Annotated in this window: 16 protein-coding genes; 13 read left to right on the top strand and 3 right to left on the bottom strand. The window is 70.8% G+C overall.

Annotated elements, in window-relative coordinates; all coding sequences use genetic code 11:
- Window positions 1–272 precede the first annotated feature (272 nt).
- From AC1P0E_RS06365 to AC1P0E_RS06305, 13 genes are all read left to right on the top strand, one after another.
- On the top strand, window positions 273–1,931 hold the full coding sequence (locus AC1P0E_RS06365) for a CTP synthase (RefSeq protein ID WP_482741166.1): 1,659 nt from the start codon (window positions 273–275) through the stop codon (window positions 1,929–1,931).
- Between the two features lie 83 nt (window positions 1,932–2,014).
- Window positions 2,015–2,641 (top strand): NUDIX domain-containing protein, encoded by a 627-nt coding sequence (locus AC1P0E_RS06360; protein ID WP_482741165.1) that lies wholly within the window; start codon window positions 2,015–2,017, stop codon window positions 2,639–2,641.
- 279 nt (window positions 2,642–2,920) lie between these two features.
- Window positions 2,921–4,960, top strand: coding sequence for a tetratricopeptide repeat protein (locus AC1P0E_RS06355; protein ID WP_482741164.1), 2,040 nt, complete (start codon window positions 2,921–2,923; stop codon window positions 4,958–4,960).
- A gap of 146 nt (window positions 4,961–5,106) precedes the next feature.
- Window positions 5,107–6,222, top strand: a complete 1,116-nt coding sequence (gene ald, locus AC1P0E_RS06350) for an alanine dehydrogenase (protein ID WP_482745669.1) — start codon at window positions 5,107–5,109, stop codon at window positions 6,220–6,222.
- A gap of 381 nt (window positions 6,223–6,603) precedes the next feature.
- Window positions 6,604–7,725 carry a ParA family protein gene (locus AC1P0E_RS06345; RefSeq protein ID WP_215132641.1) on the top strand — a complete coding sequence of 374 codons (1,122 nt, stop codon included), beginning with the start codon at window positions 6,604–6,606 and terminating at the stop codon, window positions 7,723–7,725.
- Window positions 7,710–8,348 carry a hypothetical protein gene (locus tag AC1P0E_RS06340; RefSeq protein WP_482741163.1) on the top strand — a complete coding sequence of 213 codons (639 nt, stop codon included), beginning with the start codon at window positions 7,710–7,712 and terminating at the stop codon, window positions 8,346–8,348. Before AC1P0E_RS06345 ends, AC1P0E_RS06340 begins: the two co-directional genes overlap by 16 nt.
- A gap of 58 nt (window positions 8,349–8,406) precedes the next feature.
- The gene (locus AC1P0E_RS06335) at window positions 8,407–9,462 is read left to right on the top strand and encodes a segregation and condensation protein A (RefSeq protein ID WP_482741162.1); all 1,056 of its coding nucleotides are present in this window, start codon (window positions 8,407–8,409) and stop codon (window positions 9,460–9,462) included.
- A complete protein-coding gene (scpB, locus tag AC1P0E_RS06330; RefSeq protein ID WP_482745668.1) occupies window positions 9,456–10,094 on the top strand; it encodes an SMC-Scp complex subunit ScpB in 639 nt (212 codons plus the stop codon). Before AC1P0E_RS06335 ends, scpB begins: the two co-directional genes overlap by 7 nt.
- Window positions 10,094–11,440 carry a pseudouridine synthase gene (locus tag AC1P0E_RS06325; protein ID WP_482741161.1) on the top strand — a complete coding sequence of 449 codons (1,347 nt, stop codon included), beginning with the start codon at window positions 10,094–10,096 and terminating at the stop codon, window positions 11,438–11,440. Before scpB ends, AC1P0E_RS06325 begins: the two co-directional genes overlap by 1 nt.
- Window positions 11,441–11,567: 127 nt before the next feature.
- The gene (gene pnuC, locus AC1P0E_RS06320) at window positions 11,568–12,221 is read left to right on the top strand and encodes a nicotinamide riboside transporter PnuC (protein ID WP_482741160.1); all 654 of its coding nucleotides are present in this window, start codon (window positions 11,568–11,570) and stop codon (window positions 12,219–12,221) included.
- Window positions 12,218–13,297 (top strand): AAA family ATPase, encoded by a 1,080-nt coding sequence (locus AC1P0E_RS06315; protein WP_482741159.1) that lies wholly within the window; start codon window positions 12,218–12,220, stop codon window positions 13,295–13,297. Before pnuC ends, AC1P0E_RS06315 begins: the two co-directional genes overlap by 4 nt.
- Window positions 13,294–14,094: an NUDIX hydrolase gene (locus AC1P0E_RS06310; protein ID WP_482741158.1), complete on the top strand. Its 801-nt coding sequence runs from the start codon at window positions 13,294–13,296 to the stop codon at window positions 14,092–14,094. The genes AC1P0E_RS06315 and AC1P0E_RS06310 overlap by 4 nt, the downstream gene beginning before the upstream one ends.
- Complete coding sequence (locus tag AC1P0E_RS06305; RefSeq protein WP_482741157.1) at window positions 14,091–15,092, top strand: ADP-ribosylglycohydrolase family protein; 1,002 nt, start codon at window positions 14,091–14,093, stop codon at window positions 15,090–15,092. Before AC1P0E_RS06310 ends, AC1P0E_RS06305 begins: the two co-directional genes overlap by 4 nt.
- A 142-nt stretch (window positions 15,093–15,234) precedes the next feature.
- Here AC1P0E_RS06305 and AC1P0E_RS06300 read toward each other — a convergent pair whose 3' ends face one another.
- From AC1P0E_RS06300 to AC1P0E_RS06290, 3 genes are read right to left on the bottom strand one after another with little or no spacing between them, the layout of a single operon-like run.
- A complete protein-coding gene (locus AC1P0E_RS06300; RefSeq protein WP_482741156.1) occupies window positions 15,235–15,924 on the bottom strand; it encodes a nucleotidyltransferase domain-containing protein in 690 nt (229 codons plus the stop codon).
- A 19-nt stretch (window positions 15,925–15,943) separates the two neighbouring features.
- On the bottom strand, window positions 15,944–16,432 hold the full coding sequence (locus tag AC1P0E_RS06295; RefSeq protein ID WP_482741155.1) for a Rieske (2Fe-2S) protein: 489 nt from the start codon (window positions 16,430–16,432) through the stop codon (window positions 15,944–15,946).
- A complete protein-coding gene (locus AC1P0E_RS06290) occupies window positions 16,419–16,496 on the bottom strand; it encodes a DUF6529 family protein (RefSeq protein ID WP_482745667.1) in 78 nt (25 codons plus the stop codon). Before AC1P0E_RS06290 ends, AC1P0E_RS06295 begins: the two co-directional genes overlap by 14 nt.
- Between the last annotated feature and the right edge of the window lie 32 nt (window positions 16,497–16,528).

The following is a 16,528-nucleotide window of genomic DNA, read 5'->3' as shown; positions in this document are numbered from 1 at the left end:
GTCGGCCGAACGGGTGAGCCAAGGGTGAGTTCTGTGTGGGGTTCGGACGAGCGGCAGGGGGACGGCGGGTGCGGGGGCGCCACGTGCGGCGGGAGACGCGGCGCGTGGCCGGAAGCGGCCTCCTCCCGTCGCTGATACCCTGGTACCCCGTGGACCGGTGGCCAGTCTGTGACGATCAGGCGCCCCGAAACCGCAGCGACGGCGCCACCCGGATTCCGGGCCGGCAGCCGGTACGCACCTCACCTCGCGACCACGGGAGCCCCCTCTTGGCGATGCCGCCCAAATCCATGACGACCAAGCACATCTTCGTCACCGGGGGTGTCGCCTCCTCCCTCGGTAAGGGCCTGACGGCCTCCAGTCTGGGTGCGCTGCTCAAGGCGCGGGGCCTGCGGGTCACGATGCAGAAGCTCGACCCGTACCTGAACGTCGACCCCGGCACGATGAACCCGTTCCAGCACGGTGAGGTGTTCGTCACCAACGACGGCGCCGAGACCGACCTGGACATCGGCCACTACGAGCGCTTCCTCGACGTCGACCTCGACGGCTCGGCCAACGTCACCACCGGCCAGGTCTACTCGCAGGTCATCGCCAAGGAGCGGCGCGGCGAGTACCTCGGCGACACCGTGCAGGTCATCCCGCACATCACCAACGAGATCAAGCACCGCATCCGGCGCATGGCGACCGACGACGTCGACGTCGTCATCACCGAGGTCGGCGGCACGGTCGGCGACATCGAGTCGCTGCCGTTCCTGGAGACGGTCCGTCAGGTACGACACGAGGTCGGCCGCGACAACGTCTTCGTCGTACACATCTCGCTGCTCCCCTACATCGGCCCGTCCGGTGAGCTGAAGACCAAGCCGACCCAGCACTCGGTCTCGGCGCTGCGCAGCATCGGTATCCAGCCGGACGCCATCGTGCTGCGCGCCGACCGTGAGGTGCCGCTGTCCATCAAGCGCAAGATCTCGCTGATGTGCGATGTCGACGAGGGCGCGGTGGTCGCCGCGATCGACGCCAAGTCGATCTACGACATCCCGAAGGTGCTGCACACCGAGGGTCTGGACGCGTACGTCGTCCGCAAGCTGGACCTGCCGTTCCGCGATGTGAACTGGACCCAGTGGGAGGACCTGCTGGACCGCGTCCACAACCCCGACCACGAGGTCACGGTCGCGCTCGTCGGCAAGTACATCGACCTGCCCGACGCCTACCTGTCGGTGACCGAGGCCATGCGCGCCGGCGGTTTCGCCAACAAGGCCCGCGTCACGGTCAAGTGGGTCACCTCGGACGACTGCAAGACGCAGGCGGACGCCCAGAAGCAGCTCGGTGACGTCGACGCGATCGTCATTCCGGGCGGTTTCGGCGAGCGCGGCGTCAACGGCAAGGTCGGCGCCATCCAGTACGCCCGCGAGAACAAGATCCCGCTGCTGGGCCTGTGCCTCGGCCTCCAGTGCATCGTCGTCGAGGCCGCGCGCAACCTCGCCGGCATCGAGGACGCCAACTCCACCGAGTTCGACGCGGCGACCTCCCACCCGGTGATCTCCACCATGGAGGAGCAGCTCGCGTACGTAGAAGGCGCGGGCGACCTGGGCGGCACCATGCGCCTGGGCCTCTACCCGGCGAAGCTCGCCGAGGGCTCCATCGTGCGTGAGGTCTACGGCGACCAGCCGTACGTCGACGAGCGCCACCGCCACCGCTACGAGGTGAACAACGCCTACCGCGCGGAGCTGGAGAAGAAGGCCGGCCTGGTCTTCTCCGGCACGTCCCCCGACAACAAGCTCGTCGAGTACGTCGAGTACCCGCGCGAGGTGCACCCCTACCTGGTCGCCACCCAGGCGCACCCGGAGCTGCGGTCGCGTCCGACCCGCCCGCACCCGCTCTTCGCGGGCCTGGTCAAGGCGGCTGTGGAGCGCAAGACCGGCACGTCCGGCAAGTAGTCGCAAGAGATACGGTTGCCGGGGTACGGGCCTTTCGGGGCCGGTACCCCGGTTTTCTGCTTTCTGCTTTGGGAGGACGCTTCATGGCCATCAAGGACACCCCCGAGGAGTGGCAGGTCACCGCGACCGCGGTTCCCTTCAAGGGCAACAAGACGAGCGTCCGTACCGACGACGTGGTCATGCCCGACGGCAGCGTGGTGCGTCGCGACTACCAGGTGCACCCCGGCTCCGTGGCGGTCCTGGCCCTCGACGAGCACGACCGTGTCCTGGTCATCCGCCAGTACCGGCACCCCGTACGCCACAAGCTCTGGGAGATCCCGGCCGGCCTGCTCGACGTACCCGGTGAGAATCCGCTGAGCGCGGCTCAGCGGGAGCTGTACGAAGAGGCGCACGTCAAGGCGGAGGAGTGGCGCGTACTGGCCGATGTCTACCCGACACCGGGGGGCTGTGACGAGGCTGTACGGATCTTCTTCGCCCGCGATCTCTCCGACGTCGAGGGCGAGCGTTTCGAGGTCGAGGAGGAAGAGGCGGACATGGAGCACGCGCGCGTGCCGCTTCCGGAGCTCGTCCGGGGGGCGCTCGCGGGGGAGCTGCACAACACCTGCCTGGTGGTGGGGGTTCTGGCGCTGACCGCCGTGCTCGCGGGTGAAGGGGTCGAGGCACTGCGCCCGGCCGACGCGCCGTGGCCGGCACGCCCGTTCGAGGCCTAGGCGAGGTCCTGTGGGGGCACTGCCTCTGAGCGGGAAAGTCCAGCCCGTCCGGCGTGTGAGGACACGCCCGTACGGCGTCCCGGTCCGGGGCTCGCCCCCACGCGGCGTAGCCGCCAATGTCACAACGGGAAGGGGCGGGGTGGGAGTGAAAAACAGCTGATCCGATCGGGGGACGACCCCGCCGCGCTCCGCACGGTTCGTAGCAGAGCGTGAACTACGCTCGAAGCCCCGACCGCAGTCGCGGGCGGGCTTGTGCGCAGGCGGACGGGAGCGTGGCCCGTGACGGATCAGGTGGTGGACACCAGCGGCACGGCGGCGGGCTCCGCGGCTGAGCGGACAACGGGCGAGTTCTTCGGCAGAGCGCGTGAGCTGAAGGAGTTGCGGGACGACATCGAGCGGGCCGGCCTCGACACCCTCGCCGGCCGCAAGGCCCCCAGGGCCCGCGTGCTGCTGATCGCGGGCCGCCCGGGCTCGGGCCGTACCGCCCTCGCCGCCGAACTCGCCGGGGGCCTCGCCGACGACTACCCCGACGGCACGCTCCGTGCCCGGCTGACCGACCCCGGCGGCGAGCGCGTACCCACCGAGCGCACCGCCCGCGCGCTGCTCGACGACCTCGCGGTCCCGGTCCCGCCCGGAGCCGGTGACGACGAGCTGTCCGAGATGGTCCGCGCAGCACTCGGCGTACGGCGCGTGCTGCTCGTCCTCGACGACGCCGCCGACGCCGAGCAGGTCGATCCGCTGCTGCCCGACAACCCGGACTGCCTGGTCGTGGCCACGGCCCGCGGCCCCCTCACCGGCATCCCGGGCGTCCGGCCCTGCACCATCGGCGGCCTGGACACAGGCTCGGCCGTCGAACTGCTCGGCCGTTTCACGGGCGCGGTAAGGATCACCGTCGACCCCACGGCGGCCGACTCGCTCGCCGAGGAGTGCGGGGGGCAGCCCGCCGCGCTGACGCTGATCGGCGGCTGGCTCTCCGCCAGCCCCAAGGCGTCGGTCGCCGATGTGACGAAGCGGCTGCACGACATGCCCGTCGACCCAGGGCAGCCCACCGGCGGCAGGCCGCTGGCCCGCACGTTCCGGTTCGTGTACGAGTCGCTGCCGCAGCCCACGGCACGGATGCTGCGGCTGCTCGCCCTCGCCCCCGCTGGCGTCGTGGACGCGCACACCGCGTCCGCGCTGGCCGGCTGCTCGGTGTCCGGGGCCCAGACGGCACTGGACGATTTCGCCGCGCTCGGCCTGCTGCGAAGGGCGGGCGATCGGCAGTACGAGGTGCCCGGCTGCCTCGCGCCCATGTTGAAGGCGCTGATGGCGGACCGGGACCGGCCCGCCGAGGTGCAGCTGGCCCGGGCCAGGATGCTGGAGCGGACCGTACGGCTGCTCCAGTCCTGCCGGGCGATCACCGAGCCCGACGGCTCCGCGGCCCGGAAAAACCTGGCGGGACTGCCTCGCGCCCTGCGCTTCCCGAACGTCCCGGCCGCCGCCGAGTGGCTGCGGATCCGGCAGCCCGCGCTCCTCGCCTCGGCCCGGATCGCGGTCGAGGACGGTGAGCTCGACACCCTGGCGAGGCGGCTGGTGGCCGCGCTGGTACGGGCGCTGGCGGCGCACCGGGGCACCGAAGCGGCGGCACCCGAGCTGTACGGGCTGCACCGGCTCGTACTCGACGTGGCCGAGCGGTGCGGTCTGCACCGGGAGAAGGCCGCCGCGCTGCTGAATCTCGCGGATCTGGACGCGCGGACCGGGCGTGCGGAGGAGGCGCTGACGCGCTACCGGGCGGCACTGGACGCAGGCCGGGCGGCCGGTGACCCCTACGCCACGGGCCGCGCGATGGAATCCGTAGGCGGTACGTACCAGGAACTGGGTGACTGGCAGCGCGCCTCCGACTGGTACGGCCGGGCGCTGGAACAGCGGCTGTCGCGGGGCGAACGCGCGGACGCGGCACGGCTGTACGGGCGGCTCGGGGCCGTACACACCTATGCCGGGCGTTACGGCGAGGCGCTGCGCAACTGGCGGGCTTCGGCGGCGGGCCACCGCCGGGTCGGTGATCTGCCGGGCCACGCAAGGGCGTTGAGCGAAGTGGCCAGGGTGCAGGAGTACGCGGGGCGGCCCGAGGAATCGCTGCGTACCTGCCGGGAGGCCGTGGAGTGGGCGCGACAGGCCGAGGACGTACGGCTGCACGCGGCACTGGAGTTGCGGCTCGCGGACACACTCGACCGGCTGGGGGACCCGGCGGCGGCCCGGCTGCACAGGAACGCTGCGGAAAGACTGCTGGGAGACGAGGGTTCCGCCTACGAAATCCGCAGTGGTTCGCCGAGAGATTGATGCTTTGTAAGGCTAGACAGCGGGAAATCCTTCATTAGACTGGCTCTGCCGCGTCATGCTGCGGTGTTGCCCGGGTGTGCCGTGCGTACCTGGGTATGTATGGCATTGACCCATTTATTCCCCCTGAGCCAAGGACCGTGATCGACGTGAAGGTCGGCATCCCCCGCGAGGTCAAGAACAACGAGTTCCGGGTGGCCATCACCCCCGCAGGCGTGCACGAGCTGGTGCGCCACGGCCACCAGGTCTTCGTCGAGCAGAACGCCGGCGTCGGATCTTCGATCACGGACGGTGAGTACGTCGCCGCCGGTGCGCAGATCCTGGCGACCGCCGATGAGGTCTGGGCCACCGCTGACCTGCTGCTGAAGGTCAAGGAGCCGATTGCCGAGGAGTACCACCGCCTCCGCAAGGACCAGACGCTCTTCACTTACCTGCACCTGGCCGCTTCCCGTGAGTGCACGGACGCCCTGCTGGAGTCCGGCACCACGGCGATCGCGTACGAGACGGTGGAGACCGCGAACCGCGCCCTGCCGCTGCTCGCCCCGATGTCCGAGGTCGCGGGCCGGCTGGCCCCGCAGGTCGGCGCGTACCACCTGATGCGCTCGGTCGGCGGCCGTGGTGTGCTCCCGGGCGGCGTCCCGGGTACGGCGGCCGGCGAGGCCGTCGTCATCGGCGGCGGCGTCTCCGGCTGGAGCGCCACGCAGATCGCCGTCGGCATGGGCTTCCACGTGACCCTGCTCGACCGCGACATCAACAAGCTGCGCGAGGCCGACAAGGTCTTCGGCACCAAGGTCAAGACGATCGTCTCCAACTCCTTCGAGCTGGAGAAGGCCGTCACCGAGGCCGACCTCGTCATCGGCGCGGTCCTGATCCCCGGCGCCAAGGCCCCGAAGCTCGTCACCAACGAGCTCGTCGCCAAGATGAAGCCCGGAAGTGTCCTTGTCGACATTGCGATCGACCAGGGCGGCTGCTTCGAGGACTCGCACGCGACGACGCACGCCGAGCCGACGTTCAACGTCCACAACTCGGTCTTCTACTGCGTCGCCAACATGCCGGGCGCCGTTCCGAACACCTCGACGTACGCGCTGACGAACGCCACGCTGCCGTACATCGTCGAGCTCGCGAACCGCGGCTGGGTCGAGGCGCTGCGCCGCGACGCCGCCCTCGCCAAGGGCCTCAACACCCACGACGGCCAGGTCGTTTACCGCGAGGTCGCCGAGGCCCACGCGCTGCCGCACGTCGAACTGGGCACGCTGCTCGGCTGACGCGTCAACGAAAGTCGTCAACCTCACGCAACCGGCCGGACCTTGTCGACCAAGGTCCGGCCGGACGCGTGTCCGCACCCTTGCGCGGACCGGTTCAACTCGCCGCGAACGTAACCCTTTAACCGTTTCGCGACCCTGTGAAACGCGCGGTCAGTGCCTCTGTTTTACGCCCGTGCACCCTTGACACAGGGGTGTTCCGTTGCCGACACATCGGGCCGTGTCCGGCCGATTGTGTTGCTGCGGACCGGTGACACGCCATAGAGTCGCCAACCGTCGGCATGGTGCCACGCTGACCTATCGATAAGTTTCCTGGTCACGTCCAAGGAGGTAAGACGACTTGTGAATGAGTCGACATTTACTCCCGGGGGTGGTCAACCAGGAATGCCTGCACGGGGCCAGGGCCCATCGGGGCTCGAGGCTGTCGGCTCCGTCGCTGTCCGCACCTTCGCCACCCATCAGCACATGACGACAGCCCACCAGAGCATGGACGGCCTACACGTGAACGCCATGGCCGGCGACCAGAGTGGGGACAAGTCCACCACCCGCTTCGCCGACTTCGACGAGGTGCCCGAGGGGCACTTCTACGATCCCGATGCCGAGTACGAGCCCGACCCCGAGTACGCGGCCACTCTCGCCCCCGACGCTGCCCGCCAGCGCCGTGAGCGGATCGGCCCGACCGGACGGCCGCTGCCGTACTTCCCGATCCCGGGCCCGCTGACCGATCACGGCCCCGCGAAGATCATCGCCATGTGCAACCAGAAGGGCGGCGTCGGCAAGACGACGTCGACCATCAATCTGGGTGCGGCTCTCGCGGAGTACGGACGCCGGGTCCTGCTCGTCGACTTCGACCCGCAGGGAGCCCTGTCGGTCGGTCTCGGCGTGAACCCGATGGAGCTCGACCTGACGGTCTACAACCTGCTCATGGAGCGGGGAATGTCGGCCGACGAGGTGCTCCTGAAGACCGCGGTGCCCAACATGGACCTGCTGCCGAGCAATATCGACTTGTCGGCGGCAGAAGTGCAGTTGGTCAGCGAGGTCGCCCGTGAGTCGACACTTCAGCGGGCGCTCAAGCCGCTGATGGCGGACTACGACTACATCGTGATCGACTGTCAGCCTTCGCTCGGTCTGCTCACCGTGAACGCCCTGACGGCGGCTCACAAGGTGATCGTGCCGCTCGAGTGCGAGTTCTTCGCGCTGCGCGGTGTGGCCCTGCTGACCGAGACGATCGAGAAGGTCCAGGAGCGGCTCAACCCCGACCTGGAGCTCGACGGCATCCTCGCCACGATGTACGACTCCCGTACGGTGCACAGCCGTGAGGTGCTGGCCAGGGTCGTCGAGGCCTTCGACGAGCACGTCTACCACACGGTGATCGGGCGTACCGTCCGCTTCCCGGAGACCACGGTCGCCGGTGAGCCCATCACGACGTACGCCTCCAACTCGGTCGGTGCGGCCGCTTATCGCCAGCTCGCCAGGGAGGTGCTCGCCCGGTGTCACGCCGAGTGAGTCTGCCGGGGGCCGACGAACTGTTCCGCACGACCGGGGGAATGGCGCTGCAGTCGTCGTCCCCGCGGCGCCCGCCCGTCAACGGTGAGGCGCGGGTACCGGCGCCGGCGTCGGAGGGCGACTCCGGGGCGGCGGCCGAGCAGTCCGAGGGTGCGCCGGCCGCCAGCGGTGTAAACGGTGCAGCCGCCGGAGGCCGTGCCGGAACGGAGCACGCCGCCGCCGACGCGGAGGCCGGCGGGCATCGCAGCAGGGCCGTGGAGGGCGACCAGGCGGCCGCTGCCGCCGCCAAGGCCCGTCGCGCACCCGAAGGTCAGGCGCCCTCACAGTCGGCCGCCCAGCAGCGTTCTGCGGGCCCGGCGACGGGGGCCCAGCCGCGGCGCCGGGGCGGGCGCGGGGCGAACCGCCGCCCCAGTGGCCGCGAGCGGCACGACGAGAAGATCACGGTCTACGTCTCGGCCGAGGAACTGATGGACCTCGAACACGCGCGGCTGGTGCTGCGCGGGGAGCACGGGCTCGCTGTCGACCGGGGCCGGATCGTGCGGGAGGCGGTCGCCGTCGTACTCGCGGACCTGGAGTCGCGCGGCGACGCGAGCATTCTCGTACGGCGCCTGCGCGGGCGCTGACCGGTCCGGAGGGTAGCCTGCGCTGCCCCCTGTTCGTCTTTCCGTACCTGGACCCGCGATGCACCCCACCGACGACGCTGACGACCCCGCCCAGCCCGCCAGCGCCCCACGCCGTCGTCTGGGGCGCGGGCCGGGAGCGTCCCGCGCGGCGGAGCCGCGGCAGTCCGGTGGGCCGTCCCCCGTACCGGAGACGGCTGTTCCCGTATCGGCGCCGGGCAAGCCCCCGGGCACCCAGGACGCCGGCCCTTTCGGTGCAGCGCCCGTGACCGGCCCGGCCACCGGGGACGCCGATTCCTCCGGAGCGGCGGCCGTCGCGGCGGGGGACGGGCGGTTCACCGTTCGGCTGGTCAACTTCGAAGGACCCTTCGACCTGCTGCTTCAGCTCATCTCGAAGCACAAGCTCGACGTCACCGAGGTCGCCCTCTCGAAGGTCACCGACGAGTTCATGGCGCACATCCGCGCCATGGGGCCCGACTGGGACCTCGACCAGACCACCGAGTTCCTCGTGGTGGCCGCCACGCTCCTCGACCTCAAGGCCGCGCGGCTGCTGCCCGCCGCCGAGGTGGAGGACGAGGGGGACCTCGCGCTGCTGGAGGCGCGGGACCTGCTGTTCGCGCGGCTGCTGCAGTACCGCGCGTACAAGCGCATCGCCGACATCTTCAGCGAGCGGCTGGACACCGAGGCCCGGCGGTACCCGCGCACCGTCGGTCTGGAGCCGCACCACGCCGCACTGCTGCCCGAGGTCGTCATCAGCATCGGCCCTGACGGCTTCGCCAAGCTCGCCGTGAAGGCCATGCAGCCCAGGGCCGAGCCGCAGGTGTACGTCGATCACATCCACGCGCCTCTCGTGTCCGTACGGGAACAGGCCGAGGTGGTCGTCGCGCGGCTGCGCGAGGTGGGGGAGGCGACGTTCGAGTCGTTGACCGAGGACGTTTCCGACACCCTTACCGTGGTTGCCCGCTTTCTCGCGTTGCTCGAGCTCTACCGGGAAAAGGTCGTCGTCCTGGACCAGGAGGAGGCCCTCGGGGAGCTCATGGTGCGGTGGACCGGCGGAGAGGCGGCGCAGCCCGTCGTCACGGACGAATTCGATCAAGTGGTGGAGGAGACATCGTGAGCGAGCCCGGTGCGGTCGCGGACCTCGGCCTCAGGCCCGCCCTGGAAGCGGTCCTCATGGTCGTCGACGAGCCCGCCACCGAGGAACACCTCGCGAAGGTGCTGGAGCGGCCCCGCAGAGCCGTCGCGGACGCGCTGCGGGAGCTCGCCGACGAGTACGCCGTACAGGGGCGTGGGTTCGAGCTCAGGCTGGTGGCCGGGGGATGGCGCTTCTATACGCGGCCCGAGTACGCGGCGGCGGTGGAGAGCTTCGTACTGGACGGCCAGCAGGCCCGTCTCACTCAGGCCGCCCTGGAGACCCTCGCGGTCGTCGCGTACCGCCAGCCGGTCAGCCGGTCACGGGTCTCGGCCGTACGCGGCGTGAACTGCGACGGCGTGATGCGGACCCTCCTCCAGCGGGGTCTGGTCGGGGAGGCGGGCACGGAACCTGAAACAGGTGCGATCCTGTACAGGACGACGAACTACTTTCTGGAGCGGATGGGCCTGCGTGGCCTGGACGAGCTCCCGGAGCTCGCGCCATTCCTCCCGGAGGCGGACGCGATCGAGGCTGAGACGCTAGAGGGTGTGCCGTCGTTCGATGCGGACGCCCCGTACGCCTCGGACACAAACGCAGACGACAAGACGGAATTTTGATGCGAAGCAGCAGCGGCAGGAACAGCGGAAGCGGCAACGACCGGAATCAGCGGGGCGCGGGCAAGGGACGCGACGACAAGCAGAAGCGCACCGACCGTCCGGACAGTCCCCGTCCGGAGGAGCGCCGTTACGACGTCGGCCGTGACGCCCCCGGCGCCCGCGACGGCGGCGGAGCGGGCGGCGGCGGTCGCGGCGGCAGCGGCGCCGGCCGTGGTGGCAGCGGTGCGGGTGCGGGGCGTGGTGGCAGCGGCGCCGGTCGTGGCGGCAGTGGTGGCGGTGCGGGCCGTGGTGGAGCCCCCGCTGGTCGCGGCGGCAGCAGTGCGGGTGCCGGTCGCGGTGGCGCCGGAGCCGGTCGTGGTGGCAGCGGTGCGGGCGCGGGGCGTGGCGGCAGCAGCAGCGCCGGCGGCGCCTCCGGTACCGGCAGCCGTGGCGCGTCCGCGCGCGGTGGCGCCAAGGGCGGCCCCAAGGCCCCGCAGGGCGGCTTCAGGACCCCCGGTCTGCGCCGTGGCCCGCAGAGTGCCCCTTCCCGGCCGCGCGAGCTCGACGCCAAGCTCGAGGAGCGCGTACGGGAGCGGCACAGCAAGCCCCAGGTGAAGACGCCCAAGACGTTCCCGGGAGCCGAGCAGGAGGGTGAGCGCCTGCAGAAGGTTCTCGCCCGTGCCGGCATGGGTTCGCGGCGTGCCTGCGAGGAGCTGATCGAGCAGGCCCGCGTCGAGGTCAACGGCGAGATCGTGACCGAGCAGGGCCGCCGCGTGGACGTGCACAAGGACGAGGTCAAGGTCGACGGCCTGACGGTCGCCACCCAGTCGCACCTCTTCTTCGCGCTCAACAAGCCGGCCGGTGTCGTCGCCACGATGGGCGACCCGGACGGCCGCCAGAACCTCAACGACTACGTGAACAACCGTGAGACGCGTCTCTTCCACGTGGGCCGGCTGGACACCGAGACCGAGGGCATCATCCTGCTCACCAACCACGGCGAGCTGGCCCACCGTCTCACGCACCCGAAGTACGGCGTGAAGAAGACCTACCTCGCCGCCATCCAGGGGCCGCTCCCGCGCGACCTCGGCAAGCGGCTCAAGGACGGCATCGCGCTGGAGGACGGGTACGCCCGCGCCGACCACTTCCGGGTCGTCGAGAACACCGGCAAGAACTACCTGGTCGAGGTGACCCTCCACGAGGGCCGCAAGCACATCGTCCGCCGCATGCTGGCCGAGGCCGGCTTCCCGGTCGAGCGGCTCGTGCGGACGTCCTTCGGGCCGATCCCGCTGGGCGACCAGAAGTCCGGCTGGCTGCGCCGCCTAACCAACACCGAGGTCGGCATGCTGATGAAGGAAGTCGGCCTGTAACCGACGCCCCGTTTTCGCCGAAGCCCCGGCCGGTTCCCGTACGCACAGGAACCGGCCGGGGCTTTTTGCCGCTTGTGGAGCGGGGCTTCAACCCTTTATAGTCACCATGACCATAAAGGAGGCGGGCGTGAGTCTCGCGGACATACTCGAACCCCTGCAGCGGCCACTGGTGACCGTCCTGGACACCCCGGTGAGCTGGACGGAAGTCCTCGGGTTCGGCAGCGGCGCGCTCTGTGTCTGGCTCGTCGCCCGGCAGCACATCGCCAACTGGCCGATCGGCATCGCCAACAACCTCTTCTTCGTCCTCCTGTTCACCCAGGCGGGCCTGTACGCCGACGCCGGCCTGCAGGTCGTCTTCATCACCCTCGCCGCCTACGGCTGGTGGACCTGGACCCACGGGGGTGGACCAGGCTCCTCGTCCCTCCCGGTACGGCGCACGAGCCGCACCGAGTGGACCTGGCTGCTGGCGGCGGGGGCGGTGGGGACCGTCACCCTCACGCTGCTGCTCGACCGTGCCACCGATTCGACCGTTCCCTTCTGGGACGCCCTGACGACAGCGCTGTCCCTCATGGCGACGTACGGACAGTGCAGGAAGCGCCTCGAATCGTGGTGGCTGTGGATCGCGGCCGACGTCGTGTACGTCCCGCTGTACGCCCACAAGGAGCTGTATCTGACGTCCCTGCTGTACGTCGGTTTCATGGCACTGTGCGTTCTCGGGCTGCTCAACTGGCGGCGTGACGAGCGTTCCAGGGAACAGCACGTTGTGCGGGCCGCGGCATGACCGCGTACAAGCACGGACTCGTGCTCGGGAAGTTCTATCCGCCGCACGCGGGTCACCACCATCTCGTGCGCACCGCACAGGAACACTGCGAACGGCTCACCGTTCTCGTGTGCGCCTCGTCCGTCGAGTCCGTACCGCTCGCCGACAGGGTGGCGTGGATGAGGGCCGTGCACCCGGACGCCGATGTCGTCGGCGCCGTGGACGACATCCCGGTCGACATCACCGACCCCGCCGTGTGGGACGCGCACATGGCCGTCTTCCTGGCGGCCGTTCCCGAGCCCGTCGACGCCGTCTTCACCTCGGAGGCGTACGGCGAAGAGCTGGGCCGGCGCTTCGGTGCGGAGGCCGTGTGCGTCGACCCGGGCCGTGCGGCCTTTCCGGTCTCGGGAACGGCCGTACGCGCCGATCCTGCCCGTCACTGGGGCCACCTGGAGGCGCCTGTACGAGCCGCACTCGCGCGGCGCGTGGTCGTCCTGGGGGCCGAGTCGACCGGGACGACGACCATGGCGCGGGCGCTCACGGAGCACTACCGGGGCCGCGGCGGCGTCTGGGAACGGACACAGTGCGTTCCCGAGTACGGCCGGGAGTTCAGCGAGCGGAAACTCGCCGCACTGCGCGAACAACGGCCCGGAGCCGACTGGACGGACGTCGCGTTCGGTACGGACGACTTCCCGCTGATCGCACAGAGGCAGTTCGACGACGAGGACACGGCAGCCGGGACGGGCTCGCCCGTGGTGTTCTGCGACACCGACGCCTTCGCCACCACGGTGTGGCACGAGCGCTACCTTGGTGGCCCCAGTACGGACGTCGCACGGATCGCCGCCCGGGGACGGCAGCACCTGTGGCTGCTCACCGACCACGCGGGCGTGCCCTTCGAGGACGACGGCCTGCGCGACGGCGAACACCTGCGGCCCTGGATGACGGAACGCTTCCGCGAGGAACTCACCCGTACAGGGCGCACATTCCTCACCCTCGGCGGACCGCACGAGGAGCGGCTCGCGGCCGCCGTCGCCGCCGTGGACGCGCTGCTCGCCGAGGGGTGGGGCTTCACCGACCCTCTTCCGGAGAAGCGATGAACGAAGAGACGAACGAAGAGACGAACCACGAGACGAACCGAACGCCGAGGTACGACCCGCACGCCTTCGAGCCGTTCGCCGTCACTGTCGACCTGGCCGTCTTCACCGTGCGCGAGAACCGGCTGCACGTCCTGCTGATCCGGCGCGGACAGGACCCGTACGCCGGGGCGTGGGCGCTGCCCGGCGGATTCATACTGCCCCGCGAGTGCGCGGAGGACGCCGCCCGGCGCGAACTGGCCGAGGAGACCGGCCTGTCGCAGGAGTCCGCCGCCGCGCTGCACCTGGAGCAGCTGCGTACGTACAGCGATCCCGACCGCGACCCGCGGATGCGCGTCGTCTCCGTCGCGTACACAGCGCTCGTGCCCGGCCTGCCGGAACCGCGCGGCGGCGGCGACGCGGCGCACGCGCAGTGGATGCCCGTCGGCGGCGTGCCGGACCTCGCCTTCGACCACGCGCGGATCATCTCCGACGCGGGGGAGCGCATCCGCGCCAAGCTCGAATACACGTGCCTGGCCACGGCCTTCTGCCCGCCCGAGTTCACCCTGGGCGAGCTCCAGCAGGTGTACGAGACGGTCTGGGGCGTGCAGCTCGACCGGCCGAACTTCCGGCGCAAGGTGCTCGCCTCGCCCGGCTTCGTCGAGCCGGTGGAAGGGGCGCCCCGGCGTACCGGCGGACGGGGGAAGCCAGCCGCGCTCTACCGGGCCGGAACCGCCGCCGCGCTGCACCCACCACTTCTGCGCCCCGAACGCCCCGAACGACGACCCGAACGACGACCCGAAGGAGAACGGTCCATATGAAGCAGGCAGCCACCGGTGCCCTCGTGGGGCTGGCGCTCGGGGACGCGATGGGCTTCCCGACCGAGTTCAGCGACGTACCTTCGATCCTCGCGAAGTGCGGCCCGTGGCGGGAGATGGAGCTGCCGTCCCCCGCGATCGTCACGGACGACACGCAGATGACGCTCGCGCTCGGACGCGGGATACGCGCGACCTCGGAGCGCGGGGTCGCGGGTCCGGAGCGGTTCGCGCAACTCGTGCGCAACGAGTTCGTCGCGTGGTACCACTCGCCGGAGAACAACCGGGCCCCCGGCAACACCTGTCTCGTCGCCTGCGGGCTGCTCGACAGCGACCTGCCCTGGCAGCAGGCCAGCCAGCTGGGCTCGAAGGGTTGCGGGGCCAATATGCGGGTCGCGCCGGTCGGGCTCGTACCGGGGATCAGCGATGAGCAGCGCGCGGGGGCCGCGCAGTTGCAGTCGGCGCTCACGCACGGGCATCCGACGGCGCTGGCGGCGAGCGACCTGACGGCCCGCGCGGTGTATCTGCTGGCGCAGGGCGCGGAGCCGACGGGTCTGGTGGGGCTGCTCCGTTCGTACGCGTACGAGAACCGCACCCGGTACCACGAGCGCTGGCTCGGCGACCTGTGGACGTACGCCCACGACGCCTCACCGGAGGCGTTCATGGCACGCGGCTGGGACGAGTGCCTGGCCATACTGGAACGCCTCGCGGAGGCACTGCGCTCGCCGTCCCCCGAGACCGATCCGTGCCTGGCGACGGGCGACGGATGGATCGCGGAGGAGGCCCTCGCGACCGCCCTCCTGTGCTTCCTGCAATTCCCGGAGGAGCCGGTCACCGCGCTGCGGCGGGCCGCGTGCACGAAGGGCGACTCGGACTCGATCGCCTGCCTCGCGGGGGCGTTCGCGGGAGCGCACCTGGGCGCCGGGGTGTGGCCCGCCGAGTGGGCGGAGCGCATCGAGTACGGAAATGAGCTGCTGGCCCTCGGCGCGCTCTGGGACGCTTGATCCATGAGCGCGTACGAGAAGCGTCTGCGGCGTACCTGGCTGAGCTGATCGCGGCCAAGGCGGAGGCGGTGGCGTACGAGCGGCTGAACGGCTTGTCGTACGGGCGCGGCTCGGGCGCGGCGCGGGCGTGCCGGTGCCCGTCTCAGCAGGCTGAAGCGCGGCGCGTGCGGATCAGGAAGTCCTCCACGCGGGGGCGGTCCGGTTCCGCCGGGAGGGGGCTCTTCGCCTCGGCCGCCTCCGCCTGCGCCGCGAGATCCTCCATCCGGCGCTCGACCTCCCGCCACGCCACCTCGCCGCGCTTCACCGCCAGCAGCCGCTCGCGCTCCTCGCCGACGTCGACGACCAGCTCGCCCGTACGCAGCAGATCGCGGCAGCTGCCGAGCAGCCGCAGCAGGTGCATGGCGTGCTTCCAGCGCGGGGCGCCGTACTGCCGTACGTCCGCCTCCAGCTTCTTGCGCCGGCCGGCGGCGTACCGGGCGAACGTCTGGTGGGCCCGGCGGGAGAGGAACGCGTCGCGCAGCGCGAGCAGCTCGCGGCCGGTCGGGTCCACCTGCTCGACCAGCGGGGAGTGCAGGCACTCCAGGATGTTGGGATTGGCGCGCAGGGCCAGCTCGCAGAAACGTTCCAGCTCCCAGGAGAACTGTTCGTCCGCCGGTCCCTCGACATGCGTCGGAGGCTTCTCGAAGCGCCAGTACAGCGGTGTCGGTGCGACGAAGACGCCGCGCCGGTCCGTGTCGCTGCCGTCCGTCGCCAGGCCGAAGGCGCGCGAGCCCATCACGCAGGAGTACACCGTGTGATGGCGTACGAGGTCTTCGGGCGTCGGCGGGATCATGCTCGGGATTGTGCCGCAGTCAGGGCAGCCGGATCGAACCACTTTCCACAGTGATCTGCCGCGGCGGGAGCGGCTTGCGGGCCGGGCCCTGCGCGACCGATGCGTCCGCGATCCGGAACTTGCTGCCGTGGCAGGGGCAGTTGATCGTGCCGCCCTCGACGCTGCCGACCGTGCACCCCTGGTGGGTGCAGACCGCGGAGAAGGCCCTGAAGGTCCCCTCCTCCGGCTGCGTGACCACGACCTTCTCGTCCTTGAAGATCGTGCCGCCGCCCACGGGGATCTCCGAGGTACTGGCGAGCGCCCGCCCGCCGCCCGGCGTCTCCTCGGCGGTCGGTGAATCCGCGGACGGCGCGGACGGCTCCGAGGGCGCCGGGGTCTCCTCGCCGCCGCCGTTCTCGTCGCCGTTCCCGCCGCAGCCAGTGGCCAGTGCGGCCACCGCGGTGGCGGCCGCGAGGACCGTCCGGCGGCTCGTGCCCTTGCCCATCACGTGCTCCTCAAGTCGTCCCATGAAGCAGCAGCATCTTCGCGCCGAAAGCCCCGGAGAAGAAGCACCGGAGGAGCGAATGCCACATCACGCGGCGGCTGTACGTCTGACAGCCCAGTC

The sequence above is a fragment of the Streptomyces sp. TRD_SC_5 genome, assembly GCF_056836825.1.
Note: the sequence above shows the minus strand (reverse complement) of the source record. Positions and strands in the feature narration are given on the sequence as shown.